Source organism: Staphylococcus sp. GDH8C109P (assembly GCF_017893405.1).
Lineage (GTDB): Bacteria > Bacillota > Bacilli > Staphylococcales > Staphylococcaceae > Staphylococcus > Staphylococcus cohnii.
In genome coordinates this window covers 1-26,643 of record NZ_JAESMX010000022.1, presented here as the reverse complement: position 1 = coordinate 26,643, position 26,643 = coordinate 1, and the positions used below count along the sequence as shown (strand labels likewise).

General features: G+C 30.6%; 29 protein-coding genes. 21 read left to right on the top strand and 8 right to left on the bottom strand.

All coding sequences use genetic code 11. The annotated features are described in order from the left end of the window. Window positions 1–74 precede the first annotated feature (74 nt). The gene (locus KA867_RS11420; RefSeq protein ID WP_210138090.1) at window positions 75–1,061 is read right to left on the bottom strand and encodes an FUSC family protein; all 987 of its coding nucleotides are present in this window, start codon (window positions 1,059–1,061) and stop codon (window positions 75–77) included. Between the two features lie 176 nt (window positions 1,062–1,237). On the opposite strand from KA867_RS11420, the gene map reads away from it, so the two are divergent. The 5 genes from map (at window position 1,238) to vraR (ending at window position 4,858) form a co-directional block, all read left to right on the top strand. After that, a complete protein-coding gene (gene map, locus KA867_RS11415; RefSeq protein WP_064264275.1) occupies window positions 1,238–1,990 on the top strand; it encodes a type I methionyl aminopeptidase in 753 nt (250 codons plus the stop codon). 104 nt (window positions 1,991–2,094) lie between these two features. Continuing rightward, complete coding sequence (locus tag KA867_RS11410) at window positions 2,095–2,481, top strand: hypothetical protein (protein WP_210138089.1); 387 nt, start codon at window positions 2,095–2,097, stop codon at window positions 2,479–2,481. Window positions 2,482–2,497: 16 nt separating this feature from the next. Beyond that, window positions 2,498–3,199 (top strand): cell wall-active antibiotics response protein VraT, encoded by a 702-nt coding sequence (gene vraT / locus KA867_RS11405; RefSeq protein ID WP_210138088.1) that lies wholly within the window; start codon window positions 2,498–2,500, stop codon window positions 3,197–3,199. Next, window positions 3,196–4,239, top strand: a complete 1,044-nt coding sequence (gene vraS, locus KA867_RS11400) for a sensor histidine kinase VraS (RefSeq protein WP_210138087.1) — start codon at window positions 3,196–3,198, stop codon at window positions 4,237–4,239. Before vraT ends, vraS begins: the two co-directional genes overlap by 4 nt. Then, on the top strand, window positions 4,229–4,858 hold the full coding sequence (vraR, locus tag KA867_RS11395; RefSeq protein ID WP_019469616.1) for a response regulator transcription factor VraR: 630 nt from the start codon (window positions 4,229–4,231) through the stop codon (window positions 4,856–4,858). The genes vraS and vraR overlap by 11 nt, the downstream gene beginning before the upstream one ends. A gap of 89 nt (window positions 4,859–4,947) precedes the next feature. Here vraR and KA867_RS11390 read toward each other — a convergent pair whose 3' ends face one another. The 3 genes from KA867_RS11390 to KA867_RS11380 all read right to left on the bottom strand — a co-directional run bounded on the left by KA867_RS11390 (window position 4,948) and on the right by KA867_RS11380 (window position 7,093). Continuing rightward, window positions 4,948–6,027 (bottom strand): YihY/virulence factor BrkB family protein, encoded by a 1,080-nt coding sequence (locus tag KA867_RS11390; protein ID WP_210138086.1) that lies wholly within the window; start codon window positions 6,025–6,027, stop codon window positions 4,948–4,950. Between the two features lie 309 nt (window positions 6,028–6,336). Continuing rightward, window positions 6,337–6,621, bottom strand: a complete 285-nt coding sequence (locus tag KA867_RS11385; RefSeq protein WP_019469618.1) for a YtxH domain-containing protein — start codon at window positions 6,619–6,621, stop codon at window positions 6,337–6,339. Between the two features lie 7 nt (window positions 6,622–6,628). Beyond that, window positions 6,629–7,093, bottom strand: a complete 465-nt coding sequence (locus tag KA867_RS11380) for a low molecular weight protein-tyrosine-phosphatase (RefSeq protein ID WP_210138085.1) — start codon at window positions 7,091–7,093, stop codon at window positions 6,629–6,631. A gap of 132 nt (window positions 7,094–7,225) precedes the next feature. On the opposite strand from KA867_RS11380, the gene KA867_RS11375 reads away from it, so the two are divergent. From KA867_RS11375 to KA867_RS11365, 3 genes are all read left to right on the top strand, one after another. Continuing rightward, the gene (locus KA867_RS11375) at window positions 7,226–7,429 is read left to right on the top strand and encodes a DUF1128 family protein (RefSeq protein WP_046207949.1); all 204 of its coding nucleotides are present in this window, start codon (window positions 7,226–7,228) and stop codon (window positions 7,427–7,429) included. A 14-nt stretch (window positions 7,430–7,443) separates the two neighbouring features. Beyond that, window positions 7,444–8,682: an aminopeptidase gene (locus KA867_RS11370; protein ID WP_210138084.1), complete on the top strand. Its 1,239-nt coding sequence runs from the start codon at window positions 7,444–7,446 to the stop codon at window positions 8,680–8,682. A 156-nt stretch (window positions 8,683–8,838) separates the two neighbouring features. After that, on the top strand, window positions 8,839–9,360 hold the full coding sequence (locus KA867_RS11365) for an acyl-CoA thioesterase (RefSeq protein WP_064264286.1): 522 nt from the start codon (window positions 8,839–8,841) through the stop codon (window positions 9,358–9,360). A gap of 121 nt (window positions 9,361–9,481) precedes the next feature. Here the strand turns inward: KA867_RS11365 and yfkAB are convergent, their stop codons facing one another. Then, complete coding sequence (yfkAB, locus tag KA867_RS11360) at window positions 9,482–10,642, bottom strand: radical SAM/CxCxxxxC motif protein YfkAB (protein ID WP_210138083.1); 1,161 nt, start codon at window positions 10,640–10,642, stop codon at window positions 9,482–9,484. Between the two features lie 176 nt (window positions 10,643–10,818). Between yfkAB and KA867_RS11355 the strand changes: the two genes are divergently transcribed. From KA867_RS11355 to KA867_RS11325, 7 genes are all read left to right on the top strand, one after another. Then, a complete protein-coding gene (locus tag KA867_RS11355) occupies window positions 10,819–10,989 on the top strand; it encodes an SE1561 family protein (RefSeq protein ID WP_019469624.1) in 171 nt (56 codons plus the stop codon). Between the two features lie 89 nt (window positions 10,990–11,078). Continuing rightward, window positions 11,079–11,597, top strand: a complete 519-nt coding sequence (locus KA867_RS11350; protein ID WP_210138082.1) for a type 1 glutamine amidotransferase domain-containing protein — start codon at window positions 11,079–11,081, stop codon at window positions 11,595–11,597. Window positions 11,598–11,933: 336 nt separating this feature from the next. Then, entirely contained in the window at window positions 11,934–12,746 is an 813-nt protein-coding gene (sgtB, locus tag KA867_RS11345; RefSeq protein WP_210138081.1) for a monofunctional peptidoglycan glycosyltransferase SgtB, read from the top strand. A gap of 355 nt (window positions 12,747–13,101) precedes the next feature. Further along, the gene (recX, locus tag KA867_RS11340) at window positions 13,102–13,920 is read left to right on the top strand and encodes a recombination regulator RecX (RefSeq protein WP_210138080.1); all 819 of its coding nucleotides are present in this window, start codon (window positions 13,102–13,104) and stop codon (window positions 13,918–13,920) included. After that, window positions 13,898–14,212: a YfhH family protein gene (locus KA867_RS11335; RefSeq protein ID WP_119535908.1), complete on the top strand. Its 315-nt coding sequence runs from the start codon at window positions 13,898–13,900 to the stop codon at window positions 14,210–14,212. Before recX ends, KA867_RS11335 begins: the two co-directional genes overlap by 23 nt. Window positions 14,213–14,227: 15 nt before the next feature. Further along, complete coding sequence (locus KA867_RS11330) at window positions 14,228–15,760, top strand: ATP-binding cassette domain-containing protein (protein ID WP_210138079.1); 1,533 nt, start codon at window positions 14,228–14,230, stop codon at window positions 15,758–15,760. 9 nt (window positions 15,761–15,769) lie between these two features. Then, window positions 15,770–16,630, top strand: a complete 861-nt coding sequence (locus KA867_RS11325) for a sugar ABC transporter permease (RefSeq protein ID WP_210138078.1) — start codon at window positions 15,770–15,772, stop codon at window positions 16,628–16,630. A 91-nt stretch (window positions 16,631–16,721) separates the two neighbouring features. On the opposite strand, the gene KA867_RS11320 is transcribed toward KA867_RS11325, so the two are convergent. Further along, complete coding sequence (locus KA867_RS11320; protein WP_210138077.1) at window positions 16,722–17,699, bottom strand: metal-dependent hydrolase; 978 nt, start codon at window positions 17,697–17,699, stop codon at window positions 16,722–16,724. Between the two features lie 123 nt (window positions 17,700–17,822). Here KA867_RS11320 and mutY point away from each other — a divergent pair, with 123 nt between their 5' ends. The 3 genes from mutY (at window position 17,823) to KA867_RS11305 (ending at window position 21,411) form a co-directional block, all read left to right on the top strand. Beyond that, entirely contained in the window at window positions 17,823–18,869 is a 1,047-nt protein-coding gene (gene mutY, locus KA867_RS11315) for an A/G-specific adenine glycosylase (RefSeq protein WP_210138076.1), read from the top strand. A 66-nt stretch (window positions 18,870–18,935) separates the two neighbouring features. After that, entirely contained in the window at window positions 18,936–19,478 is a 543-nt protein-coding gene (ntdP, locus tag KA867_RS11310; RefSeq protein ID WP_019469633.1) for a nucleoside tri-diphosphate phosphatase, read from the top strand. A gap of 196 nt (window positions 19,479–19,674) precedes the next feature. Then, on the top strand, window positions 19,675–21,411 hold the full coding sequence (locus tag KA867_RS11305) for an ABC transporter ATP-binding protein (protein ID WP_210138075.1): 1,737 nt from the start codon (window positions 19,675–19,677) through the stop codon (window positions 21,409–21,411). A gap of 134 nt (window positions 21,412–21,545) precedes the next feature. Here KA867_RS11305 and KA867_RS11300 read toward each other — a convergent pair whose 3' ends face one another. Then, window positions 21,546–22,640 (bottom strand): FUSC family protein, encoded by a 1,095-nt coding sequence (locus KA867_RS11300; protein WP_210138074.1) that lies wholly within the window; start codon window positions 22,638–22,640, stop codon window positions 21,546–21,548. Between the two features lie 75 nt (window positions 22,641–22,715). Beyond that, window positions 22,716–24,005: a glutamate-1-semialdehyde 2,1-aminomutase gene (locus KA867_RS11295; RefSeq protein ID WP_210138073.1), complete on the bottom strand. Its 1,290-nt coding sequence runs from the start codon at window positions 24,003–24,005 to the stop codon at window positions 22,716–22,718. 81 nt (window positions 24,006–24,086) lie between these two features. On the opposite strand from KA867_RS11295, the gene KA867_RS11290 reads away from it, so the two are divergent. From KA867_RS11290 to perR, 3 genes are all read left to right on the top strand, one after another. Further along, a complete protein-coding gene (locus KA867_RS11290; protein WP_064264313.1) occupies window positions 24,087–24,542 on the top strand; it encodes a peroxiredoxin in 456 nt (151 codons plus the stop codon). Between the two features lie 6 nt (window positions 24,543–24,548). Then, window positions 24,549–25,499, top strand: a complete 951-nt coding sequence (locus KA867_RS11285) for an NAD(P)-dependent oxidoreductase (protein WP_210138072.1) — start codon at window positions 24,549–24,551, stop codon at window positions 25,497–25,499. A 94-nt stretch (window positions 25,500–25,593) separates the two neighbouring features. Beyond that, the gene (perR, locus tag KA867_RS11280) at window positions 25,594–26,055 is read left to right on the top strand and encodes a peroxide-responsive transcriptional repressor PerR (RefSeq protein WP_019469639.1); all 462 of its coding nucleotides are present in this window, start codon (window positions 25,594–25,596) and stop codon (window positions 26,053–26,055) included. Window positions 26,056–26,643 lie beyond the last annotated feature (588 nt).

The following is a 26,643-nucleotide window of genomic DNA, read 5'->3' as shown; positions in this document are numbered from 1 at the left end:
GTATGAATAAAATAAATCACAGCCTAGGACAAAATGTTCTAGGCTGTTTTTTGATGTAACAATATTTAATCAATTTAAGCAAATCGACTATTTAAAATTCTATAAATTAATAGTATTTCATAGACAATATGACTTTTTAATTGATTTTTATCAAACTCATCTAAACCTTTGACGGTGGATTTAAGTAACGACGCTGATTTTGGATGACGCTCAAAATGTCCAGTTCTATGTATGTTATTTATACTCTCAGCAATATTTAGGATGGCAAGTTGCTCATCTTTAGTAAAAGTAACTTGTGTGTCTTTTGGTAAAAAAACTAAGTTAGATAAGTGCGTTATAAATAAGCGATTTGTATGTGTACGCGTAGTTAAAGATTTTAAACGAATCCATTCTGAATTGTGGTGTTTGTGATAACTGAGCTCATCTTTTTGATAAGAAAGTAACGTCTCGACTTTTTGGTTTAAATTTAATAATGTAGTTAATTGTTGGTTGGTCGTTCCATTATAAAATTTACCAATAACAAGTTGACGCATACGTTTATGAAATAACGCGTACATTTTTTCTTCAGTTTGATTAATAGCATCATCCAATTGATTATAATATTTGGGAGGTAAGACAATAAAATTTACTAATCCCGCTGTAACTAAACCAATGATAGCCGTTAATAATCTGGAAAAGAAATTATAGTAATAAGCATCATGTATGCCCGGAATCATAGCCATTGCTGTTAAAGTTGCTACAGTTGTACCTACTTGTAAATTTAATTTTGTACAAAGAATAATGGTGAATGTTGCACTAAATGCGTAGGCAAAAGCAGATTGATCGCCGAAAATAAAAGTAAATATAACGGCAAATAAGGCACCGATAATTGTTGCAGGCAGTCTTCTATAACCTTTTATTAAAGAGGCCTTAGCGGTTGGTTCAATTGTGACGATAGCTGTTAATATAGCGAAAATTGGATTTAAATTTAAAGCTAGACAAAAAAGAGCAGTTAAAAATGTAGCTAAACCTGTTTTCAAAGTTCTTGCACCAACAATATTTTTATACCAAGAATCATTCATATTAAAACTCCTATAAAAATAAACGTTTAATGATTTAACCAGAATTGTAAAAGTGGTTATGTCATTATTTGGTTAAAATGTTAAACTATATATGATAAAAATTTTCTAATTTATTATATCAAAAAAAGTCTGCTATAATAAGAAAGAATATAATTTACAAAAAGGAACGGGATAAAATGATTGTAAAAACAGAAGAAGAATTAACAGCACTAAAAGATATTGGATATATCTGCGCACTAGTTAGAGACAAAATGCAAGAAGCTACTACACCTGGCATCACTACTAAAGAACTTGATGATATCGCAAAAGATTTATTTGAAGAACACGGAGCTATCTCAGCACCAATTCATGATGAAAACTTTCCTGGTCAAACTTGTATCAGTGTTAATGAAGAAGTGGCACATGGTATTCCTGGAAAACGAAAAATTCGTGAAGGTGACTTAGTAAATATTGATGTTTCTGCATTGAAAAATGGGTATTATGCTGACACTGGTATTTCATTTGTAGTTGGTGAAGCGGATAATCCATTGAAACAAAAAGTTTGTGATGTTGCTTTAGAAGCATTTGAAGCAGCTATGACAAAAATCAAACCTGGTGCAAAGCTAAGTCAAATTGGTAAAGCGGTTCACGCAACAGCACGTAAAAATGACTTAACAGTAATTAAAAATTTAACAGGTCATGGTGTTGGTCAATCATTACATGAATCTCCTAGCCATGTGATGAATTATTATGATCCAAAAGATAAAACTTTGCTTAAAGAAGGCACTGTAATTGCTGTTGAGCCATTTATTTCTTCAAAAGCTACATTTGTCACAGAAGGTAAGAATGAATGGGCATTTGAAACTCAAGATAAAAGCTTTGTTGCACAAATTGAACATACCGTTATAGTAACAAAAGAAGGACCAGTTTTAACTACTAAAATAGATTAGAATAAGTTTCGGTCTAAAGTCCTAATATAAGATGGTTCCGGAGCCTATACTAATGGTTCCGGAAATTTTTTATAATAGAATCTAATCAATCATGAGGTGATTCTATGAATTATATTACGACTTATCTAGAAAAAATGACTAAACAAACCTTTTATTCAAGTTTAATTGAATATAGACAATATCTTGATAAAAAATTAAGAAGTATAGAAATGTACATAAATTATCTATTTGAAAGAAAAACTTATGTAGCTAGATTAATAGATCATTTAACATTATCTTTAGAAAATAAATATATCGACATTTTAGATGAATCTGATATTGAATGTGCACAAGAGATTGAGCACTATGATATAGAAAAAATTAAAAAAGATTTGAATGAAATGGAAGCAGACTACGCACGTATTGTAGCCGATTTATCACAACAGGCAAAGGAAAAAGTGAATGTTGAAACAGAATGTGATTTAATCGAACAAATTAGTTTAGTCGCTTGAAGAAAGGTGGCGAAACATGACTCATAAATATATATCAACTGAGATGTTGATTGTGTTTACAGCATTAATGATAATAGCAAATTTCTACTATATTTTCTTTGAAAAAATAGGTTTTATTTTTGTATTATTATTAGGCTGTATATTGGTTTATGTAGGATATTTATATTTTCATAAAATACGCGGGTTATTATCGTTTTGGATTGGGGTATTACTTATTGCTTTTACTTTACTATCCAATAAATACACAATTATCATATTGTTTATATTTTTAATTGTGTTAATTGTGAGATATATATTTTATAGGTTCAAACCTTTGAAAATCATTGCGACAGAAGAGGCAGTAGAATCTCCAGAATTTATTAAGCAAAAGTGGTTTGGTGAACAACGTACACCTATTTATGTTTATAAATGGGAAGATTTACAAATACAGCATGGTATTGGTGACATTCATATAGATATGTCTAAAGCTGCTAATATTAGAGAACATAATACTGTAGTGATAAGACATTTTTTAGGTAAAGTGCAAATTATTGTACCTTTAAATTACAATATAAAATTACATTTTTCAGCACTTTATGGTAATGCTTATGTTAATGAAACATCATATAAAGTTGAAAACAACAATATTAAAGTTGTTGAAGAAACAAAAGAAGATAATTATGCTGTTAATGTCTATTTGTCAACATTTATAGGAGATGTTGAGGTGATTTATAAATGAATCACTACATAAGAGCAATAGGATCAATGTTGATATTAGTTTATAGTACATTTTTCGCTATGTTTTTTATAGATAAAGTTTTTGTGAATATTATATATTTTCAAGGCATGATTTATACGCAAATTTTTGGAATACCAGTTTTACTATTTATCAACTTATTGGTTATATTACTTTGCATCATTGTTGGCTCAGTGCTAGCGTATAAAATCAATCAACAAAATCATTGGTTACAAGACCAAATTGAGCGTTCTATAGAAGGGCAAACAGTAGGTATCAATGACCAAAATATAGAATTATATAATGAAACCATTGAATTATATCAAACGCTTGTACCACTCAATCAAGAAGTTCATAGATTGCGTTTAAAAACACAAAATTTAACAAATGAATCATATAATATGAACGATGTGAAAGTTAAAAAAATAATTGAAGATGAAAGACAAAGACTGGCTCGAGAGTTACATGATTCCGTAAGCCAGCAATTGTTTGCAGCAAGTATGATGCTCTCTGCTATTAAAGAAACTGATTTGAAAGCGCCTTTAGATCAACAAATTCCAGTATTAGAAAAAATGATTCAAGATTCACAATTAGAGATGCGTGCTTTGCTATTACATTTAAGACCAATTGGCTTGAAAGATAAATCACTTGGCCAAGGTATCAAAGATTTAGTGGTTGATTTGCAGAAAAAAGTGCCTATGAAAGTTGTACATGATATTGAAGAATTCGACGTACCTAAAGGTATAGAAGATCATTTATTTAGAATTACACAAGAAGCAATTTCAAATACATTAAGACATTCAAAAGGGACAAAAGTTACAATTGAATTGTTTAATAGAGAAGAATATTTATTATTACGTATACAAGATGATGGTAAAGGCTTTAACGTAGATGATAAGGTAGAACAAAGCTATGGTTTAAAAAATATGCGCGAACGAGCACTTGAAATTGGCGCAACGTTTCATATACTATCACTGCCAGATTCAGGAACACGAATTGAAGTCAAAGCCCCATTAAATAAGGAGGATTCATATGCCGATTAAAGTATTATTTGTTGATGATCATGAAATGGTCAGAATTGGTATTTCTAGTTATTTATCTACTCAACCAGATATAGAAGTAGTCGGAGAAGGGCAATCGGGAAAAGATGCAATTGAAAAAGCACATGAACTAAAACCCGATTTAATTTTAATGGACTTACTGATGGATGATATGGATGGCGTAGAAGCTACAGAACAAATTAAGAAAGATTTGCCACACATTAAAGTTGTTATGCTAACAAGTTATATTGAAGATAATGAAGTGTACCGTGCATTAGATTCTGGTGTAGATAGCTATATTTTAAAAACAACAAGTGCCAGTGATATCGCTGAGGCGATACGTAAAACGTATCGAGATGAATCTGTATTTGAAGCAGAAGTGTTGGTTAAGATGAGAAATCGTATGAAACAACGTGCTGAATTATATGAGATGCTAACTGAACGTGAAATGGAAATATTATTATTGATTGCTAAAGGGTACTCAAATCAAGAGATTGCCAGTGCTTCACACATTACAATCAAAACAGTTAAAACACATGTGAGCAACGTATTGAGTAAATTAGAAGTACAAGATAGAACTCAAGCTGTAATTTATGCATTTCAACATAATTTAATACAATAATAAAAGCTAAAACCTAAGCAGAGATACAAAATAATGTATGCCTAGGTTTTAGCTTTTTTAAATTTATATTCGAAGAAAGCTTCTGTCGCTTAATCTATTTCGTTATTTTTTTCTTCTTCAATTTGATCAATTGTAATTTCTTCTGGTGTTTTACCTGCAACTACTTTTCTTTGATGCATAATTGCATTGATTTCAGCACCAATAATAATGATAAAACCAGTGATATAAAGCCATAACATTAATATGATAATACCAGCGATACTACCATATGTTTTAGAATAATTAGCAAAATTTGAAATATAAATACCAAATAAATAAGAGCCGCCTAAAAATACGATAGTTGCAAAAATAGCACCGGGTATAACCGAAAGCATTTTAATTTTAACATTTGGTGCTAACGTATATAGTACTATAAATGCTATAAGTACTACAATAACAGGTAGTGCAAATCTAACTAAGTTGAAAATCCATTTAACTTGATCGCCTAAGCCTAAAGGTCCAAATAGCAATGACCCGATTTGTTCACCAAATGTAGGTAGTACAATCGCTAGTGGTAAGACAATAATTAATGCCAGTGTAAATACTACACTTAATAGTTTAGAAACAATAAAATTTCTGCTATCTTCTACGTCATAAGCCACATTAAAAGAATTCATCAAAGCAGTCATACCATTAGAAGCAGACCATAACGCTAAGATTAAACCTACAGATAAAATGCCGCCACTTGCATTGCCCATAATATCGCCAATAATAGATGATACTTGTGGTGCATAATCTTGTGGCACATGTTCCTTAATCATGCTTCTAATCGAACTTTGTTTAATACCGAGGTACGGCACAATCGATAACAAGAAAAGTAACATAGGAAATAGAGATAACATAAAATAATAGGATAGTTGTGCTGATAATCCAGATGCATCGTCTTTTCCTATTCTATATACTAAATAAGAGAAAAAATTTGAATCTTTAGTATATTTTGCAGGCTTATTGATACGTGATACAAAAAATTCTTGATTGTCTTTTTTTGGCGATTTCGATTTAAATTCATTTGGTGTTATGTATATACGATCACGTTCAATTTGTTCGTTCTTATCTTTTTTGTTCTTTTGATCTTCCATTTCTTTAGTTTCATTCAGAAAATTAGAAGATGTTTTTTCATTTTTAGACATATCAAATCTCCTTATGTATTGATATTTTACGTATACAGTTTAATATACTGTAAAATGCAATAAAGGTAAATATGTGTTGCTATATTCTTTTGAAATAAAGTAACTTTTGAAAAATAAAATATCAAAATAACAAATCAAAAATAAAGAGGGTGGGAATGAAATCAAAACTTAAAAGTAGATTTCCTATTCCCGCCCCCGCTTGAATGACTAAGTTATATTATGTGTAAGTCGTCTATGACGTTTCATTTCAAATTATCATTATGAAGTGACCAAACATTTATTATGTTCATTAGTCACGATATTATTTATTTAATTTTTCAAACGATTATTTTTACGTTCAACAAATGTGTCTTTTGCATCTTTTAAAGAGCGCTCTAACTCTGGATTATTACGTCTGATTTCTTCTATTGCATCTTTCCAATATGAGACTTCATCTTTTATATTAGAAATTGCTGAAGGTTTTTGAGAACGATTGCCTTCTTTAATATCTTTAATTGATTGTTTTAATGATTGGCGTGTAGATTTGTCAGCAAGTGTTGCTGCGCCTCCTATTACAGCACCTAATAATATACCTGGAATTAATTTGTTTTGCATGATGTTGTTACCCCTCTCTTAAATTAGCATCTTTAATAATGAAATCAATTAAATTATCACAAGATGATTGTACCATGTTATACACGCCTTCGAAATTATTTGTATAATATGGATCTGGTACATCAGTTTCAGTCATATCACTGAATTCTAACAATTTAAATAATTTTCCTTTAATATTTGGATTAATACTTTGAATATCATCAACGTTGCTTTGATCCATAGCAATAATATAATCAAAGTCGTCGTTAGATTCAAATAGTTCACTAATCATACCATTAAATGGAATATTGTGTTCAGATAATATTTTTTGTGTCCCTTCATGAGGTGATTGTCCAAGATTCCATTTACCTGTACCTCTTGAAGTGACTTCTATACCATTGATACTTCTATCTTTTAACCTTTGCCGCATTATAGCTTCTGCCATAGGTGAGCGACAAATATTTCCAAGACAAACAAAAGCAACTGTAATCATATATTGACCTCCAAATTATATAATCCTATTTCCCATTTTAATGGTTTATTAATCATTTCTAAAGAGGAATTATGATAAAAGTTTTACAAGGTTAGCAAATTTGATAAAATAAACTAAAAAGAGGTGAGAGTAGTGACTAAAAATAACGAAGAAATGATTGAAGAAATTCGTGATCGTTTAAATTTAGTAAATCAAAGTTTAATCAATCCCGAAAAGTATAAATCTGCTGATGCACAAGAAGTAAAAGAGGTATATGATTATGTAACGTCCAAAGCCTCATTTACGCCAAGTGAAGCTTCGGCAATTGCAGATGCACTTGGACAAATTCGTAAATAAGGGAGAGTTTAAATATGGGGCAATTACAACATAAAATGAAACAATACGCTGAATTATTAGCTGGTATTGGCATGAACGTACAAGAAGGCCAGCCAGTATTTATCCGTTCAAGCGTTGATGCTTTAGAATTAACGCATTACATAGTTGAAGCAGCATATAAAAGAGGTGCTTCAGATGTGAAAGTAGAGTATAGTGATGATCGTTTAGCACGACTTAAATTTGAAAATGAAACGGTTGACCATTTTGAAAATAATGAAGTTAAAGCGTATGAAGTTGCTAAACGTATGGATTATGTTAACCGTGGCGCAGCTAATCTCGCGCTAATTACTCAGGATCCAGATTTATTAAATGGTATAGATAATGATAAATTAGCCATTTTCCAAAGACAATACGCTACAGCATATAAAGGTTATATGGAAGCAAGTCAGAAAAATCAATTTCCTTGGTGTGTAGCTGCCTTTCCGTCTAAAGCTTGGGCAGCACGTGTATATCCAGAATTAACTGTAGAAGAAGCATATGAAAAATTTATTGATGAAGTGCTAGATATAGTACGTGTTGACGGAAACGATCCAGTGGCAAATTGGGAAAAGCATATTGCTAATTTAAGTGAACATGCAGATAAACTGCAACGTAAAAACTATGCGTCATTACATTATATCTCTGAAGGAACTGATTTGGAAATTGGTCTTCCAGAAGGTCATATTTGGGAAGATGCAACAAGTTATACAGAGGATGGTCAAGCATTTGTTGCTAATATCCCAACAGAAGAGGTATTCACAGCACCGCATCGTTTGAAAGTGAACGGATATGTGACCAATAAATTACCATTAAGCCATAACGGTAATATTATTGATGGTTTTACACTTACGTTTAAAGATGGTGAGGTAGTAGATTTTAAAGCTGAACAAGGTGAAGAAGTGCTACGTGATTTATTAAATACAGACGAAGGTGCCAAACATTTAGGTGAGGTTGCTTTAGTACCCGACGATTCACCAATTTCAAATCGTAACACAATATTTTACAACACTTTATTCGATGAAAATGCCTCATGTCATATTGCACTAGGTTCAGCTTATGGTTTTAATATTGAAGGTGGTACAACAATGACTACTGAAGAAAAGTTAGCACATGGATTAAATGATTCATTGATTCATGTCGACTTTATGATAGGTAGTTCTGATTTAACGATTTATGGTATCACTACAAATGGTGAGCAAGAACTGATTTTTGAAAATGGTAATTGGGCAAACTAACCATTTGAAAATGAAGAAAAATTTGATTATGAGACACTTATTTCAGCTATAGTCATCATTATCGGGGTGGGAAGACGAAATCTTTTTAATAAAATTAGATTTCTATCCCACTCCTAATTTATATTTGTTTAAGTTTAAAAAGGGAAGGAATATATTATGGGAACTACAAAAATGAAATCGATGTCTGAATCAAGAAGTGTTAAAGCAAGACAAGTATTTCCACAAGATACTAATCATCATCATACGATGTTCGGTGGAATGTTGATGGCTAACATTGATGAAATAGCAGCTATTACAGCAATGAAGCATAGTAACACACAAGTTGTTACAGCATCTACAGATTCTGTTGATTTTTTAAAGCCAATCAAAACTGGGGACATAGTGTCATATGAAGCGATGGTGTCATATGCAGGTACATCATCAATGGAAGTATGCGTACAGATTACAATTGAAGATGTTTTGAAAGATGAACGACACCTAGCAGCACTAAGTTTTTTGACATTTGTTGCCCTGGATAATGATGGCAAGCCAACACATGTGCCACAAGTGTATCCAGAAACAAAAACTGAAAACTGGTTTCACGAAACAGCATTAGCGAGGGTTAAACGCCGCAAAGAAAGAAGACAGGAAAGTAAAGAAACAATTGAGTTTTTAGCTAGTGTGCAACATATTGAATAAAGTTAGGGAATGTCTATTACGAATATGATGGTTGAAATCCTAGTTTTGATTATAGATATTCATCATATTTGAAAAATAGACATTCCCTTGCTAATTGAAAATTTAAGCTCAATAGAAATGATTAATGCATAGGATAAAGTCGATGCATATCTATTTCATTTTGTTTGAAATTTGTATCAGGATAATACATATTTTTTACTAGAACGTTTGGCCCTAAGCAATTAAATTTAGGACAATGGCAGTTAAGTGATTGTGCTAAAGGTGTCTTTAGCCATGCATCAAAAACATCCGTGAGTTTATCGTATTTAATATTTGATAAAGTGCCATTTTCATCACCGAAATCAGTCACTATAATGTTTCCAGAAAATACATTTACATTCAACCTATTTCTACCATCTGGATCATTTCGCATCGTTATATTTTTTGAATTTCTTAATCTATGTAGCAACGCTTGATCATCTTCGTTAGTTATACATGGGTAAATTGGCAGTGTTCCAAAAAGCATCCATATATCTGGGTGTCGAATATCTAGTAAATGATGAATTGCTTCTTTTATTTCAGTTAATGATAGCACCTCTAATTGACTAGCAAAGTCAGATGGATACATCGGATGAATTTCATGTCTTTGACATTTCATATCATTAACAATTTCATTATGTATTTTATTCAAATAGGGTCTTGTACTTTTGTTTAACATTGTTTCAGCAGAAATGAACATACCTTGTTCAGAAAGTGTTCGAGCGTTTGATAACATTTGATCATAAAGTCGTAATTTCGCTTTCAGTGGTGGTTGTTTTTCCATTGCTCCAAATCCAACTTCTGTAAATTCATCTATGGTTCCCCAATTATGTGAAATATGCATTACATCAATATATTCAGCAATATCTAAATATCTGTCGATAGGTAACGTTAAGTTTGAATTCATTTGAACATAAATTCCGCGATCATATGCGTATTTCAATAGTGGTTTCACAACATTTTTAATGGATTTCTTTGAAAACATAGGTTCACCACCAGTGATTGACATCGTTTTTAAATTTGGAATTTCATCCAAGCGGCGATAAATTAAGTCCATTGGCAAAGGAGAAGGGTCTGCAGTTTGAAGTGTGTATCCTACCGCACAATGACTACAACGCATATTGCATAGATTCGTCGTTGTGAATTCAATATTACTCAGAGTTAATGCATTATGTTCTTGAATATCATTATAGGTTTCCCATGGATCATTAAATATAGAAATAGGTTTTTTAATACTAGACAATAAAGATTTTTGATATGTCATTTTAAACATCCTTTTATTAAAGCTTGGTTTAGGTTTAAATATATGAAATGATTAAACATATAGAAATTATTCTAATTTAGTTAAATTATTTCAGTTTATAATTATTAAGACTTTGGCAAAATTTGTCAAATCCATGTTAGTATAATAATATCTGAAAAAAAGGAGTTACTAATACAATGGATGACAATCAAACAATAGATCAAATAAAAAAGAGATTAGAAAAATTTATGAATGATATCGATCATGTAAACCCCAATGAAGTTAAAGTAGAAGACATAGACGAATGGATTGGCTTATTAGATCAATTAGAAGAAAAAGTTAAATCAGTTTCGAAATCATCAGATTAAATTTGGAGTATTAAAAGTTTTTTATGTTTAAAAAACTCTAGTTTCGTCTATACAGAGTATATAACATAAATATGGAAAGGTGATAATTCATGGCTAAAAAAGTAGCAATTATTGTAACGAATGAATTTGAAGATATAGAATTAACAAGTCCTAAAGAAGCAATTGAAGAAGCCGGTCACGAAGCTGTTGTTATTGGAGATGAAGCCAATAGTGAAGTTGTTGGGAAACATGGTGAAAAAGTTTCTGTGGACGTAAGTATTGCTGATGCAAAACCAGAAGATTATGATGGATTATTAATTCCAGGTGGTTTCTCACCTGATCATCTACGTGGTGATTCTGAAGGCAGATACGGTACATTTGCTAAATATTTTACCAAAAATGATGTTCCAACGTTTGCAATTTGCCATGGACCACAAATTTTAATAGATACAGATGACTTATCAGGTAGAACATTAACTGCAGTATTAAATGTTCGTAAAGATTTAGCGAATGCAGGTGCACAAGTAGTTGATGAATCAGTAGTCGTTGATAATAATATTGTGACTAGTCGTACACCTGATGATTTAGATGACTTTAATAAAGCAATTGTAGATCAATTAAACGCTTAAGAAATTAAACGCTAATTGAATCATTGATATTTAAAAAAGAAGTTGTCTCTATTTTAGATGAATTTACTTTTATGATACAAAAGTGGTTCGTCATAAAATAAAGGCAACTTCTTTTTGCTTATTATAGAAATTTTTAAATTTAAAGCGAGATTTGGAAAACGATGATATTATCAAATATATGATTAAATAGATTTGGCTAAATTGCTTATTATAATGCTTTGATAGGAGATACACATACACCCTTGGACTGATTTTTATGATTTACTATAGATAAAAATCCCAACAATTGATAAACTCACTTATAATGATATGAGAGCAATATAAAGGAGCTACCGCATGAAAAGAAGCGATCGTTATAAGCAAACAACTAAAAAATCTCAAACTGATACTGTAAACGAACCTCAATATAATACTTATTTTCAACCAGTAACAAAATCACAAAAACATAAAAAAGGAAAAGGACTTTTCTTTAAACTACTTGTTCCAATTATAATTGTTTTAGGTTTATTTATTGCTATAATGTATGCTTTGAGTACTCGTGCAGATGTTGATGAATTAAAAAAAATAGAAAATAAAGATTCGTTTGTATCTGTATCAAATATGCCAGATTATACTAAAGGTGCATTTATAGCTATGGAAGATGAGCGTTATTATAAGCATCATGGATTTGATATAAAGGGAACATCACGAGCACTATTTTCAACATTAAGTGATAAAAGTGTACAGGGTGGAAGTACAATCACACAGCAGGTAGTAAAAAATTATTTTTATGATAACGAACAATCAATTACGCGTAAAGTTAAGGAATTATTTGTAGCTCATCGTGTTGAAAAATCATATAGTAAAGATGAAATACTCAGTTTTTATATGAATAACATTTATTACGGTAGTGATAATTATTCAGTAGAATCAGCTGCAAATTATTATTTTGGAGTGACGACAGATAAAAATAATCAGGAGTTACCACAAATTTCAGTTTTACAAAGTGCGATTTTAGCAAGTAAAATTAATGCACCTAGTGTTTATAATATCGATGATATGTCCGATAATTTTATAAATCGAGTGAAAATTGATTTAGAAAAAATGAAACAACAAGAATTTATTACGGATGAGCAATACAAAAATGCATTATTAGAATTAGGTGTATGATTAAAGTAATATCACTAATGATTATTAGCTGTATAAAATGAATGCCCAATGACAAACTCCTTTCCAAGAAGTCACCTAAAAAATGATTACTTGGAGGGAGTTTTTTAATATCATTAAAATTTTAAAAATATACAATATTTAACTGTATTTGAGGTTAGGAGAATTTTTAAGTATGTAAAGCACTATAAAATATATCGATATATACAGATTAGGTATGCTATTTCGTGAAAGGATTATCCAGCAAACCATGTTATAATTTGAACATAATCATAGTGAAGTTGTAGTTTGCAAATAAAAATCACTATAATTCCATTCATAATCAATATAAGTTATTCTTATAAGTGGAGTGAAGATAATGCCGAAAATCACAAAAATAGAAGTTCAAAAAAGTAATAAAGATCGTTTTAATTTATATTTAGATGATGAATTTGAGATGGGTATTGATATTGATACTTTTGTATATTTCAACCTTAAAAAAGGACAAATCGTTGATGCATCAGATATGGAAAAAATTCAAAATTATGAGCAATATAGACAAGCAATTAATATAGCAATTCAATATTTATCATACAGAAAAAGGACTGATCACGAAGTATCACAACATCTGGCAAAAAAAGATATTTCAGAAAGTGTTATTGCAAATGTATTAGATTATTGCCATAAACAAAATTTAATAGATCATAAAGATTATGCTAATAGTTTAAAAAATACGATGATTTTAACTACAGATAAAGGGCCTGAAATTTTCAAACAAAAATTACGTGAAGCAGGTATAGAACAAAATATCATTGATGAATATGCGCTTTTATATGATGATGAGCAACCTTTAGATAAGATCATAAAATTAGCAAATAAAATATTGAAACAAAAAAAGGGACCACAAATAAAGCGTAAAGAAAAGCTAAAACAATCTTTAATGCAAAAAGGCTATACTTTTGAAACGATTAATACTGTTATGGAAGAATTAGATTTTTCACAATCAGAAGAGACGTTAGATGTGTTATTACAAGATGATTTAGAAAAAGCGTATACTAAAATTTCAAAAAAATATACAGGTAGAAAATTGGTCAATAAAACAATTGAAACACTTATGAGAAAAGGTTATCAATATGATAAAATAAAAGCTAAACTAGAAGAGAGTGGTATTGAAGATGGAACAGAAGAAATTGAGTGAAATGAGCGAAATAGAATTACGTCATGAAATTCAAGGATATAAAGAACAAATGCGTAAAGCAGAAATGAATGGTATTTATAATGAGTATGACGTATATGCAAGTAAAGCAATCATAGCGGAAAGTTATTTAGTAGATAGAAATAAAGTAGAACTTGGAAAAATTTATAAATTAAATGATGGTACTGGAAGTTATTTTAAAGTAGAGCGACTTAAAGGAATATTTGCGTGGGGATTCAGAATCAATAGTTCAGAGCCAGAAGAAGGTTTACCCTTAGCATTATTAAAACTGTAGAAGGATGAAGATAGCATGGGTAGTTCAATTATTTTAAAGTTACTTAATGTAACACATTACTATAGAAATAAAAAATCAAAAAAGTGGTATCAACCTTTTGGTTATGAAGCAGAAAACATAGAGTTAAATAATATTAACCTACATATCTATCAAGGTGAATCACTTGGAATTATCGGTGAACCTGAGTCTTCAAAATCACTTGTAGGTCGGATATTAAGTGGTGAAATCAAACCTGATAAGGGTAGAGCTGTGCGTAAAACAGATTTGTTTTATGCAGATATAGACGATAAATATTCACAAAATATATCAGTTAATGATTACATATCAAATGCAGTTACGCTATTCCCATACAAAGTAAATACGCATAAAGTCGAACAAGTCTTAAAATATTCACATGTCGAAGAACAAAGTGATACACCCATATGTGAATTATCAGATGAAGCATATGCACGTATACTTTTTTCGCTTGCCAGAACATCTAAAGCAAGTATTATCATTTTTAATAAAATACTACAAAACTTAACAGATGAATATTTTGAAAAAGCAATTGAACTATCAGACGAATACATAAATAATAATTTAACCGTTGTTATGATAGATGACAATGTTGAAAGAGTTAGTAAAGCAAGTAATTATATAGCGTGGGTTTCGCATGGCCAACTTAGAATGGAAGGTTCTATAAATCAAGTCATTCCTGTCTTTAATGAACATGAGAAAGATAGAGCATCTTTAGAAAGTAAAGAAGAAAAGCAAAACTTTGATTTGGATTGGAAAAAGAGCAGAGCACGTACGCCAAAACTAACATATAATTTCAAACGCATTGAAAGGTATAATCACGTCAAACCACCGATAGTATTAGTCAGGTTCTGGACATTTATTACTATTTTTATCTTAGGGGTATTTTTAACAGCGTTACTAATGTTTAATGATATTGGAAAAATTGAAATTGGACAAAACGAGGACCAGGCTTCTATTCAGAATCAACCCAAAAATCCCTATGAAGATAAACTGTCATATGGAATTGTATTAGATGATTCAGTTAAACTAGATAATTTTAAGAATGGTAAAGATTTAAGTCCAACCAAATATGCTTTGCTTACAATAACAGGTGAAAATACTAAAAATTATCGCGTTAGTGTTGATAATCAGTCTTATAAAGTTGGTAAAAAAGATATACGCTATTTTGATCCAGCTGGTTTATTTGAAGAACATAGTGGTGATGCACTTGCGCCATTTATGAGTAAAAATTATAGTAATTATTACGAATTTTTTAATAGTCACTTACATAAAAAACATGGTACTGTGACTGATTCGCTAGTTCCAGAAGAAGGAAAAAATGATCGTTTTATTGTTCCTATCGTTCAACAACCGATTGCTATGATATTTAATGATCAAAATAAACTCTCTGGATTTACAATTCCGATGAAAGATAAAGCGAAGTTAAAAGATAAATTTAATATTGATAATAACTTCTGGATTACTAAATCAGGTGATGGTTATTTCATGGCAGATTTTAAAAATGATAAATGGATATATATTGAATTGTAGGTGTAGTAAATGATAGATAATCTAATTAATTTTTATAAGAATGCACCATTTTTAAGTAAACATTTGTATCATCGGTTAAAGGGACAATGGAAATGGTTTGTTATACCATTTATTAGTAGCATCCTATTATTATGTTTGTTAATGTTTATATTTAATGTGAATGGTACAGAAGAAATAAAACAAGCACGTGGCTATTTTAGGTTAGCAGCATTAATAAGTTTTTCATTTATTTGGGTAGCTATTTATCAAAGTTACCAATTGTTTAAAAAAGAGTATTTTACTGCGAAAGTTTTTAATTTAAATCCCATTTTCCAAACTATTATGATAGCTATTATTTCTAATTTATTGATGTTTATTGCATTAATGATGATTATCATAATGACACCAGTTAACATAGAAAGTTCTATTCCATCGACAATATATTTTGTCGTTATGTCAATTATATTTGTTGTAACAATTTCTACGGTATTTGGTTTACTGACTATTACCAAAAATAATGTAAATATCATATTTTATATATTATCAGTAATCATGTTCTTTATCGTACCGATTGTATTTATCCCGTCCAGTCATTCAACTGTAATTTCACATATTTTAATGTTAAATCCGTTGTTTTATCTTATAGAGGGAATTTCACAATCTGTTGTTTTAGGCGCATTAAGTCTAAATAATATACCGTACCATTTTTATTTTATATTTTTAATGGCTACAGTTTGTGCAGTTATATTTGCGATGTATAGAATGACTGCGTATCAAAAATTTAGATTTGGAAATGACCAAGTAGAAAAATCGACTGATACTAAATTAAAAAACGAGACAAATCATAACGAAAACGTAACTGCTCAAGATACAAACACAAATCATAAATAATGATTTTATATTTTAATTATATATCTTCAATATAATATTAAAGGCTGAGACACATGATTGTGTCTCAGCCTTTGTTATTATCAATAGCATATCACTTAGCAAATAATTTTCTTTGTAGTTTATCTTCACTAAACACCCAACCAATATAAGAATGATCAATATTCATAAACTCATCTAAATGTGCGATTGCTACAAATGAATAGTGTCCATTTTTGAGATAGCGTAAATCAATCAATCTAATTTCTGTCGTATCATCATCTAATTTTCTAGCTTCCCAACGATAAATAGATGAGAAGTTAAGGAAAGTTTTGATGTTTTTATCATCTTCAACAAATTGCATTAAATCATTACTAGGAAAAGAATGACGTTCTGATTTATCACTAAAAACGATGTTTCTACCATAACTTCGTCCAACATAATCGTGCTTTTCTGTTTGAATAGCTACGCGCCATTCCATAAATCGCATAGTAGGTGCAACAAAAACTTTAACTGGATTATGTTCTTGCTTTATCTGTTTAAGCGCTTGTTGTTTAATGATGGCTTGCATTCTAAAACGAATAATATAATAAATAACAAGAATAGCAAAAATAGGGAAGAATGAAATGTAAGGATGTAAGCCTAATATCCAAAGTATAATACCAACACACCAAAGGGTAAATATGATTGGATCAAAAGTATTGATTACACTGAGTTGAATCCATTTATTTGTGATGGGTCTGAGCGCCTGAGTTCCATAAGAATTAAATATATCTACAAAGACATGAAGAAAAACCGCAAGCTGAGCCCATAACCAGATATGGCTAGCATCAATATTTTTGAAAAATGTAAAAATAAATAAAGTTATAAGTAATGGCCACAAAATCGTAAAAGGTATTGAATGTGTTATACCTCTATGATTTGATATATAAGTAGCATTATCTTTAAGTTTTAAAACTGTATCACCATCTGGTATCAGTGAACCAATGATTAGAGTAGTTGCTGTTGCTGCAAATGAGCCAGTCATTGCAGGATCTTGTGTTGCCAAAGCGGTTAATCCAATGCCCATGACAATATGTGTACCTGTATCCATAAGTATCCTCTCATTTCATTTCATTATTATTTCTATTATAATCTAATATACTAAATAATAAAATTAACATACTAAAATGAAGAAAAAAAGTTTTAGAATCACTTAGAGAAAGAGATGTATAACATGTATAATGAATCGCAATTTAAAAATAATCTCGTAAAATGGTTTGAGAAAAATCAAAGACAAATGCCTTGGAGAGAAACTAAAAATCCATACTATATTTGGTTGAGTGAAGTAATGTTACAACAAACTCAAGTGAAGACAGTTATTGATTATTATCATAAATTTGTAAACAGGTTTCCGACAATTACTGATTTAAGTAATGCACATGAAGATGAAGTACTTAAATATTGGGAAGGACTTGGTTATTATAGTCGTGCACATAACTTCCATACTGCGATAAAAGATGTAGCAATTAATTATAATGGTGAAGTTCCCGATGACCCTGAGCGCTTTGGAAAACTTAAAGGTGTGGGTCCATATACACAAGCAGCAGTCATGAGTATTGCTTTCAATCTTCCATTAGCAACAGTAGACGGTAACGTTTTTAGAGTTTGGTCAAGATTAAACAATGATCATCGTGATACCAAATTACAAACCACAAGAAAAGCATTTGAAAAAGAATTGGAATTTTATGTACAAGAAGATTCAGGTACTTTTAATCAAGCTATGATGGAACTAGGTGCATTAATTTGTACACCTAAAAACGCGTTATGTCTTTTTTGTCCTGTCCAAGAACATTGTGAAGCATTTGAACAAGGAACAGTTGAAGCATTGCCTGTAAAAACTACGAAAGTGAAGAAAAAACATATCAAGCAAAATGTATATATCGTGAGTAACGAAAAAGGGGATTTACTAATTGAAAAAAGGACTCAAAAACTTTTGAATAATATGTGGGAATTTCCTATGTATGAAGCGGAAAGTAATGAAAATATTAATACACAATTATCTACAGAAATTCAATTTCAAAGTAAACCTGTTTATTCATTAAAACATCAATTCACACATTTAACTTGGGATATTGATGTGTATTTATCTCAAAGTTACGTTAGACAACAAGATATTACATTAACTGACAACATGGTGTGGATGCGCGTTAATGATAAAGATGAATATAACTTCCCAGTAAGTATGTCAAAAATATATAATTTTTTGCTAACAAATATTTAAGGTCGTTCTGTCATCGTTAATTATGTTATAATTCAATATGTGAAATCAGAAAAGGTGGTGTGGAGCATGGTTAAAGAGTCCATACCTAAAGAGGGTCAGACGATAAAAATTCAAAGTTATAAACACGATGGAAACATACACCGTGTTTGGTCTGAAACAACTATTTTAAAAGGTACGGATCATGTTGTCATTGGTGGTAATGACCATACATTGGTAACAGAAAGTGATAATCGCACATGGATTACAAGAGAACCTGCAATTGTATACTTCCATTCCGAATATTGGTTTAATGTTATTTGTATGTTTAGAGAAGATGGTGTTTATTATTATTGTAATTTATCTTCACCATTTGTATGTGATGAGGAAGCTCTAAAATATATAGATTACGATTTAGATATTAAAGTTTATCCCAATGGTAAATATCATTTGTTAGATGAGGACGAATATGAGCAACATATGCGCCAAATGAATTATTCATCTGATATTGATGTGATTTTACGAAGAAATGTAGATATTCTTCAACAATGGATTGAACAGAAAAAAGGTCCATTTGCACCAGACTTTATTAAAGTTTGGCGTGAAAGATTCAAAAAGATTAGAGATTATTAAGCATATTTAATGTATTTGATAGTTATATTCGATATAGTTATATAGGTATATATGATACAAGTTAATTGTATAGAATAAAAATTCATAGCAAATGCTTAACTAAATCATCTGATTGTAGATAATTGTATTAACAGCCTCGTTGAATTTCAGCGAAGGCTGTTTCATTTGCTGAAATAAGCAAGGAGGTATAGTTTGTATGATTCGCAGATATATACAATTCGTAAAACCATATAAATGGCGGATCATTGCCACAATTCTTGTAGGTATATTAAAATTTGGTATTCCAATGCTTATTCCGTTATTAATTAAATACGTTATTGATGACATTATCAATAATGGTGCAATTTCGGTAGAAGAAAAATTTACTAGATTGGGAATTGCATTGGGAATAGCCTTATTTATTTTTGTAATCGTAAGACCACCTATAGAATTTTTAAGACAATATTTAGCTCAGTGGACAAGTAATAAAATATTATATGATATTCGTAAGCGTCTATATAATCATTTACAAGCATTAAGCGCAAGATTTTATGCTAATAACCAAGCTGGACAAGTTATTTCAAGAGTAATTAATGATGTTGAACAGACAAAAGATTTCATTTTAACAGGACTTATGAATATTTGGCTTGATTGCATAACAATCATTATAGCGTTATCAATTATGTTTGTATTAGATGTAAAATTAACACTGGCTGCAATTATCATATTCCCAGTTTATATTCTGACTGTCTATTTCTTCTTTGGACGTTTAAGAAATTTAACGCGAAAAAGATCACAAGCTTTGGCTGAAGTCCAAGGGTTTTTACATGAACGTGTACAGGGCATGTCAGTCATTAAAAGTTTTGCAATAGAAGATAACGAAGCAGTTAACTTTGATAAGCATAATAGTAATTTCTTACAACGTGCATTTACACATACAAGATGGAATGCTTATTCATTTTCTGCAATTAATACAGTGACTGATTTAGGACCTTTAATTGTAATAGGTTCTGGTGCAGTATTAGCTATCAACGGTTCCATTACAGTAGGTACACTCGCTGCATTCGTGGGTTATCTTGAACAACTATTTGGTCCATTACGTAGATTGGTTTCTTCATTTACTACGTTAACGCAAAGTTTTGCATCAATGGACCGTGTGTTTCAGCTAATGGATGAAGGTTATGATATTAAAAATAAAAAAGGTGCCTTACCATTAGAAATTAAAGAAGGACGTATTGAAATAAATAATGTGAGTTTTCAATATAATACGGATGAATCTACGATATTAAACCACATTAATTTGGATATCGAACAAGGAGAAACAGTAGCATTTGTCGGTATGAGTGGTGGAGGTAAATCGACACTTATCAATCTTATACCAAGATTTTATGATGTTACAGATGGCGAGATCAAAATTGATGGTACCAATATAAAATCCTATTTAACAGGCAGTCTCAGACATCAAATCGGATTAGTCCAACAAGATAACGTACTATTCTCAGATACAATTAAGGAAAATATTTTATTAGGTAGACCTGATGCAACAGATGAAGAAGTCATTGCAGCTGCAAAAATGGCAAACGCACATGACTTCATTATGGAATTAACAGATGGATATGATACTGAAGTGGGTGAAAGAGGCGTCAAACTTTCTGGAGGTCAGAAACAACGCATATCTATCGCGCGAATCTTCTTAAATAATCCACCGATAATTATACTAGATGAAGCAACAAGTGCATTAGATTTAGAAAGTGAATCTATAATTCAGGATGCATTAAATATTTTGAGTGAAGATCGTACAACATTAATTGTGGCACATAGATTATCTACAATTACTCATGCAGATAAAATTGTTGTTATAGAAAATGGTGAGGTAGTAGAAAGTGGAACACATAAAGAATTACTTGCGAAAAAGGGTGCATATGAACATCTTTATAGCATTCAAAATCTATAAAAGTGATTTGCTGAATTTTTGATTATTTAAGCGCGGTTTATGTGTATGAATAATTTTAAGTTGAATAAATGAGATAAAAAGACCAGAGACATTTTATAATGTCTCTGGTCTTTTTAGTTCAAATATTGATGGTTTTATAAATCAAAATCTTCTTCTTCAATTTCAATTTCATTATCATTAGAGTGATATGAGAAGAAACTGATAACTAAGCGATCCAAATGTTCTATTGTATAACGATATTCTTCAATAGCTGAAATAATCTGCATTATATTTGTAAATGAATATGTTGTTTGGTAAGGATCTTTAATGATTTCTCGCTGGAAAGCATCCATTAAATCTTTTTTTTGTGGATTTTCAATCTGACTATCAAAATGACTTATATCATATCGCGCTTTTTTTGAAATACTGATGAAAATTTGTTCGTGATAAGCAATGAGCAAATCTATTTCTAATTTTATTTGAAGTAACAACTCATTATTTAAATTATGAAGATCGTTTTGATAACGATTCATACGTTTTAAAACATCGTATGCTTGCCGTGTACTACGCACGACTTGTTTAAATAGAATTTTTTTTCGATTTTGTGCATAAATTTGTTTTTTCGTCCAAGGTCGTTCTTCCTCATAGTATTCAAATATTTGCTCTAATTTCGTAATTCGTTTGCTGATTAGTCCTCTATCTTCTTTTATATGATGATATTCAGATGTATCATTTAACACAAGTTTGAACCATACGAAGATATCTGAACAAATGTTTAATGAATTATAATAAATTTTAGACTCGAATTTAGGGGGTAAGAATAAAAGATTAACTGCAGAAGAACTAATTACACCTACCATAACAAGGACAAATCTGTAAAATGCAGAAATATAAAAGTTACCAGTATGTGTTCCCATAATAATTAATGCAGTTATACTTGCAAGTGTAGCTACATGTTCCAAGTTAAAACGGAATAAAATAGCAATTAATAATATAACAGTAACCCCCATGATTACTGGATTATTACCAAATACAGTAACCATAACTACTGCAAGTATTGCACCGATCAGGTTACCAATTGCTCTTTCAGAAATTGTTTTAATGGAACGAAAAACACTTGGTTGCATCGCGATTACCGCACTGACAGCAGCGATTGCTTTTAATCCTGCTTCATCAGGGAACAGAGAAGCGATAAACAAAGCAAGTATAATAGCTATACCTGTCTTCAGAATGCGTGCTCCTAATTTCAAATGTACCGCTCCTTCATATATTTAATAAAATTATGTTTATACTTGTTATACAACGATTCCCTATAAAATTCAAGTTTATTTCATTTGACTAAAAGCGTAATCTACAGCATCTAATGTTTTATCAATATCATCTTTAGTATGTTCAGTTGTTAAAAACCAAGCTTCAAATTTTGAAGGAGCGAGATTAATACCTTGATGTAACATGAGTTTAAAGAATTGTGCAAAAGCATCACCATCTGAATTTTCAACTTGATCATAATGTGTGACAATCTCATTAGTAAAATAAAGTGTTAGTGCACCATAAACTCTATTGACTGTAGCAGTTATATTATGTTTTTGAATTAATTTATTCAAACCGTCCTCTAATTGTTGACCTAGGCTATCTAAATGTTCGTAGATACCATCTTGTTCTAATACTTCTAATAATGCGATGCCTGCTTTCATAGATAATGGATTACCAGCCATCGTTCCAGCTTGATATGCAGGACCTAGAGGCGCAACTTGTTCCATAATATCTTGTTTACCACCATAACCACCAATAGGTAGCCCACCGCCTACTATTTTACCGAAAGCTGTTAAATCTGGATAAACCTGATATAAATCTTGAGCGCCGCCAAAGTGGAAGCGAAATGCTGTGATAACCTCATCATAAATTACTAAACTTCCATTATTATGGGTAATTTCATTTACTTGTTCTAAAAATCCAGGTTTAGGTTTGACCATACCAAAATTACCAACGATAGGTTCGACTAATACTGCTGCAATATCATCTCCCCAATAATCAATTGCTTCTTTATAAGACTCTATATCATTATAAGGTACTGTGATGACTTCTTGAGCTACACTTTGAGGAACTCCGGCTGAGTCAGGTGACCCTAATTGAGAAGGGCCACTTCCAGCTGCAACTAATACTAAATCTGAGTGACCGTGATATTGGCCAGAAAATTTAATTATCTTATTTCTTTTAGTATACGCACGTGCCACTCGTATTGTTGTCATTACAGCTTCAGTTCCAGAGTTGACGAAGCGAATCTTTTCTAATGAAGGGATAGCGTTACGTAATTTCTTAGCGAAATTTATTTCAAGCTCTGTTGGCGTTCCATATAATACGCCAAGTGCAGCCTGTTCTTGAATAGCTTTAGTTATATGAGGATGAGCATGACCAGTAATTATTGGACCATAAGCTTGTAAATAATCGATATATTTATTACCATCTACATCAAATAAATAAGCGCCTTGACCTGATTTCATCATTACTGGAGCGCCACCACCTACAGCTTTATACGAACGAGAGGGTGAATTGACGCCTCCCAATATATATTCATTTGAGTAATCTTGAAGTCTTTCACTTTCTGTAAATTTCATTTATATCAACCTCTTTTATTTAATATTTTCGTTTATTATCGTATCATATAATTATTAGTAAAAAGAAATAGGGTGAGTTATTTGTTGAAAAAAGGAGATCAATTTCCAGAATTTAAACTTGAAAATCAAAATGGCGATATTATTTCTAATGACACATTAAAAGGATATAAAGCAGTGCTCTATTTTTATCCAAGAGATAACACGCCAACATGCACAACAGAAGCATGTGACTTTAGAGACAATTTATCATATTTTAATGAACTTAAAACAAAAGTTTATGGCATTAGTGGAGATACAAAGAAAAAACATCAAAACTTTAGTAATAAGCATAATTTAAATTTTGACCTTTTGGTCGATGAAGATTATCAATTATCCACAGAAGTGGGTGTATACCAATTAAAGAAAAATTTTGGGAAAGAAACTATGGGTATCGTAAGAACTACATTCGTTATAGATGAAGAAGGTATTATAATCGATGTCATAGAAAAAGTGAAAGTAAAATCACAAATGGACGAATTAAAAGCAATACTGGGGTGATTAAAGATGAAAGCAGTTAGTTTGAAAAAAATGGGAGAGTTAGAAAATAATTTAGTTGAAGCTTTTCCAAACGTCAATTTTATATTTACAAATGGTGTTTCTGAAATTAATGACTATGATAAAAAAGATTTAGATATACTGTTTGGGTATGATGGTCAATTAGATGAAGACTTCTTGAAGGAATGTCCGAATTTAAAATGGTTGGCTTGGTATGCTACCGGTGTCAATAATCTTCCTTTGGATTATATCAATAAACATAATATATTGTTGACGAATGGTCGTGGCGTACATGCAAAACAAATGTCTGAATTTATTATGGCTTTTATATTAGATGACTATAAGAAAATGAAAGTTTCATTTATCAATCAAATAAATAAAAATTATGATTCAAAGTTAACTGGTAAAAGAGTGAGCGGTGAAAAACTTTTATTTTTAGGAACAGGAAGCATAGCTCAAAAAACAGCAACTATTGCGAACGCGATGGACATGATTGTACAAGGTGTTAATACAACTGGTCACCCAGTAGATGGCTTCTCAAAAACGTACAATATTAATCATTTATCACAAGCATTGGAAGAAGCGGATATAGTTGTCAATACGTTACCTGAAACGAAACAAACGATACATTTACTTCAAAAAGAACATTTCGAAAAGATGAAAGACTCTGCTTTATTTATTAATGTAGGAAGAGGAACAATTGTTGAGGAAAATGTAATAGCAAATGTTATGAGAGAAAACGTCATACGACATTCATATTTAGATGTTTTTGAAAATGAACCACTTAAATCAAGGAATCAATTATATGATATAAGTAACATTACAATTACAGCACATATCACAGGTAATGGTATAGAAAATAAACAAGAAGTAACTGAGATATTTAAACGCAATCTCAACCACTTTCTCAATAAGAATACTTTAATTGAGAATGAAGTTGATCCAAAAACAGGATATTGATTGAAATGGTCTTTGTTTATTGACAATTCAATGATGCAACAGTTATATTAATATTAAGTAATAATTATTATTAAATAGAAAGATGGTGAGGGACATGAGTGCAGAGATGGAAACTGTTGAACATCAATTAGAAGATTCGATTGCGTCTTTAAGAGATAATGGGATAAGAATAACACCACAAAGACAGGCGATATTGAAGTTTTTAATTGTCTCTGAAACACATCCCACTGCTGATGAGATTTATCAAGCACTTTCACCCGATTTTCCAAATATAAGTGTTGCAACGATATATAATAATTTACGTGTATTTAAAGGAATTGGCATTGTTAAAGAATTACCTTATGGAGATGCTTCAAGTCGCTTCGATTTTAATACACATAATCATTATCATGTTATATGTGAAAATTGTGGAAAGATTGTAGATTTTCATTATCCACAACTAGATGAAGTTGAACAATTAGCTCAACACGTAACGAATTTTGATGTAACGCATCATCGTATGGAAATTTATGGTCTATGTAAAGAATGTAAAGATAAAGAAAAATTACAGCAGTAATTACAATTGAACAAATATAAAAGTTATTAAGATACAAAGTGCCACATTTATAAAAGATTATAAATGTGGCACTTTGTATTACTAAGAGATAATATAGATTAATAAAAGGAAAGACACATAAGATGATATTTATTGATAATGTAATAGTAGGAGTAGACACAAAAAATAAATATAATTATACGTTTTAACATATAAATACATATAAGAGATAATTAGTTATTACAAAGGTAAAATTTAACTAAAAAGTTATTAGAATTGAATTGACGTGTGAGATTAATCTTGATATTATATAAAAGTCGTCAAAACGAGATGACTTAAAAGCAAACCAAACAAAAATAATATAAAGTGTAAATTTGACACTTGTTAAAATTATTGAATGGTTATACAATATTAAATGTTGAGTTAACAAACGAAACAAACTTAATAATAACAAACAAAAATTTATTATTGACTTAACAAAAGCTTAATGTTACAATTAATTCTTGTAACACATCAATGAACATTGAAAACTGAATTGCAATATGTCAACGTTAATTCCGATTTCAACATTAAATGTTGAATCAAAACAACGTGTTATTAATAACACAC

Coding starts and splice junctions, on each gene's coding strand:
- KA867_RS11380 (WP_210138085.1), bottom strand. CDS start 7,093: ATGATTACAGTTGCTTTTGTTTGTCTTGGAAATATTTGTCGCTCACCT.
- perR (WP_019469639.1), top strand. CDS start 25,594: ATGAGTGCAGAGATGGAAACTGTTGAACATCAATTAGAAGATTCGATT.
- ntdP (WP_019469633.1), top strand. CDS start 18,936: ATGGTTAAAGAGTCCATACCTAAAGAGGGTCAGACGATAAAAATTCAA.
- yfkAB (WP_210138083.1), bottom strand. CDS start 10,642: ATGACATATCAAAAATCTTTATTGTCTAGTATTAAAAAACCTATTTCT.
- KA867_RS11295 (WP_210138073.1), bottom strand. CDS start 24,005: ATGAAATTTACAGAAAGTGAAAGACTTCAAGATTACTCAAATGAATAT.
- mutY (WP_210138076.1), top strand. CDS start 17,823: ATGTATAATGAATCGCAATTTAAAAATAATCTCGTAAAATGGTTTGAG.
- KA867_RS11285 (WP_210138072.1), top strand. CDS start 24,549: ATGAAAGCAGTTAGTTTGAAAAAAATGGGAGAGTTAGAAAATAATTTA.
- map (WP_064264275.1), top strand. CDS start 1,238: ATGATTGTAAAAACAGAAGAAGAATTAACAGCACTAAAAGATATTGGA.
- recX (WP_210138080.1), top strand. CDS start 13,102: ATGCCGAAAATCACAAAAATAGAAGTTCAAAAAAGTAATAAAGATCGT.
- KA867_RS11420 (WP_210138090.1), bottom strand. CDS start 1,061: ATGAATGATTCTTGGTATAAAAATATTGTTGGTGCAAGAACTTTGAAA.
- KA867_RS11410 (WP_210138089.1), top strand. CDS start 2,095: ATGAATTATATTACGACTTATCTAGAAAAAATGACTAAACAAACCTTT.
- KA867_RS11335 (WP_119535908.1), top strand. CDS start 13,898: ATGGAACAGAAGAAATTGAGTGAAATGAGCGAAATAGAATTACGTCAT.
- KA867_RS11320 (WP_210138077.1), bottom strand. CDS start 17,699: ATGGATACAGGTACACATATTGTCATGGGCATTGGATTAACCGCTTTG.
- KA867_RS11385 (WP_019469618.1), bottom strand. CDS start 6,621: ATGCAAAACAAATTAATTCCAGGTATATTATTAGGTGCTGTAATAGGA.
- KA867_RS11350 (WP_210138082.1), top strand. CDS start 11,079: ATGGCTAAAAAAGTAGCAATTATTGTAACGAATGAATTTGAAGATATA.
- KA867_RS11355 (WP_019469624.1), top strand. CDS start 10,819: ATGGATGACAATCAAACAATAGATCAAATAAAAAAGAGATTAGAAAAA.
- KA867_RS11365 (WP_064264286.1), top strand. CDS start 8,839: ATGGGAACTACAAAAATGAAATCGATGTCTGAATCAAGAAGTGTTAAA.
- sgtB (WP_210138081.1), top strand. CDS start 11,934: ATGAAAAGAAGCGATCGTTATAAGCAAACAACTAAAAAATCTCAAACT.
- KA867_RS11370 (WP_210138084.1), top strand. CDS start 7,444: ATGGGGCAATTACAACATAAAATGAAACAATACGCTGAATTATTAGCT.
- vraT (WP_210138088.1), top strand. CDS start 2,498: ATGACTCATAAATATATATCAACTGAGATGTTGATTGTGTTTACAGCA.
- KA867_RS11305 (WP_210138075.1), top strand. CDS start 19,675: ATGATTCGCAGATATATACAATTCGTAAAACCATATAAATGGCGGATC.
- KA867_RS11330 (WP_210138079.1), top strand. CDS start 14,228: ATGGGTAGTTCAATTATTTTAAAGTTACTTAATGTAACACATTACTAT.
- vraR (WP_019469616.1), top strand. CDS start 4,229: ATGCCGATTAAAGTATTATTTGTTGATGATCATGAAATGGTCAGAATT.
- KA867_RS11325 (WP_210138078.1), top strand. CDS start 15,770: ATGATAGATAATCTAATTAATTTTTATAAGAATGCACCATTTTTAAGT.
- KA867_RS11390 (WP_210138086.1), bottom strand. CDS start 6,027: ATGTCTAAAAATGAAAAAACATCTTCTAATTTTCTGAATGAAACTAAA.
- vraS (WP_210138087.1), top strand. CDS start 3,196: ATGAATCACTACATAAGAGCAATAGGATCAATGTTGATATTAGTTTAT.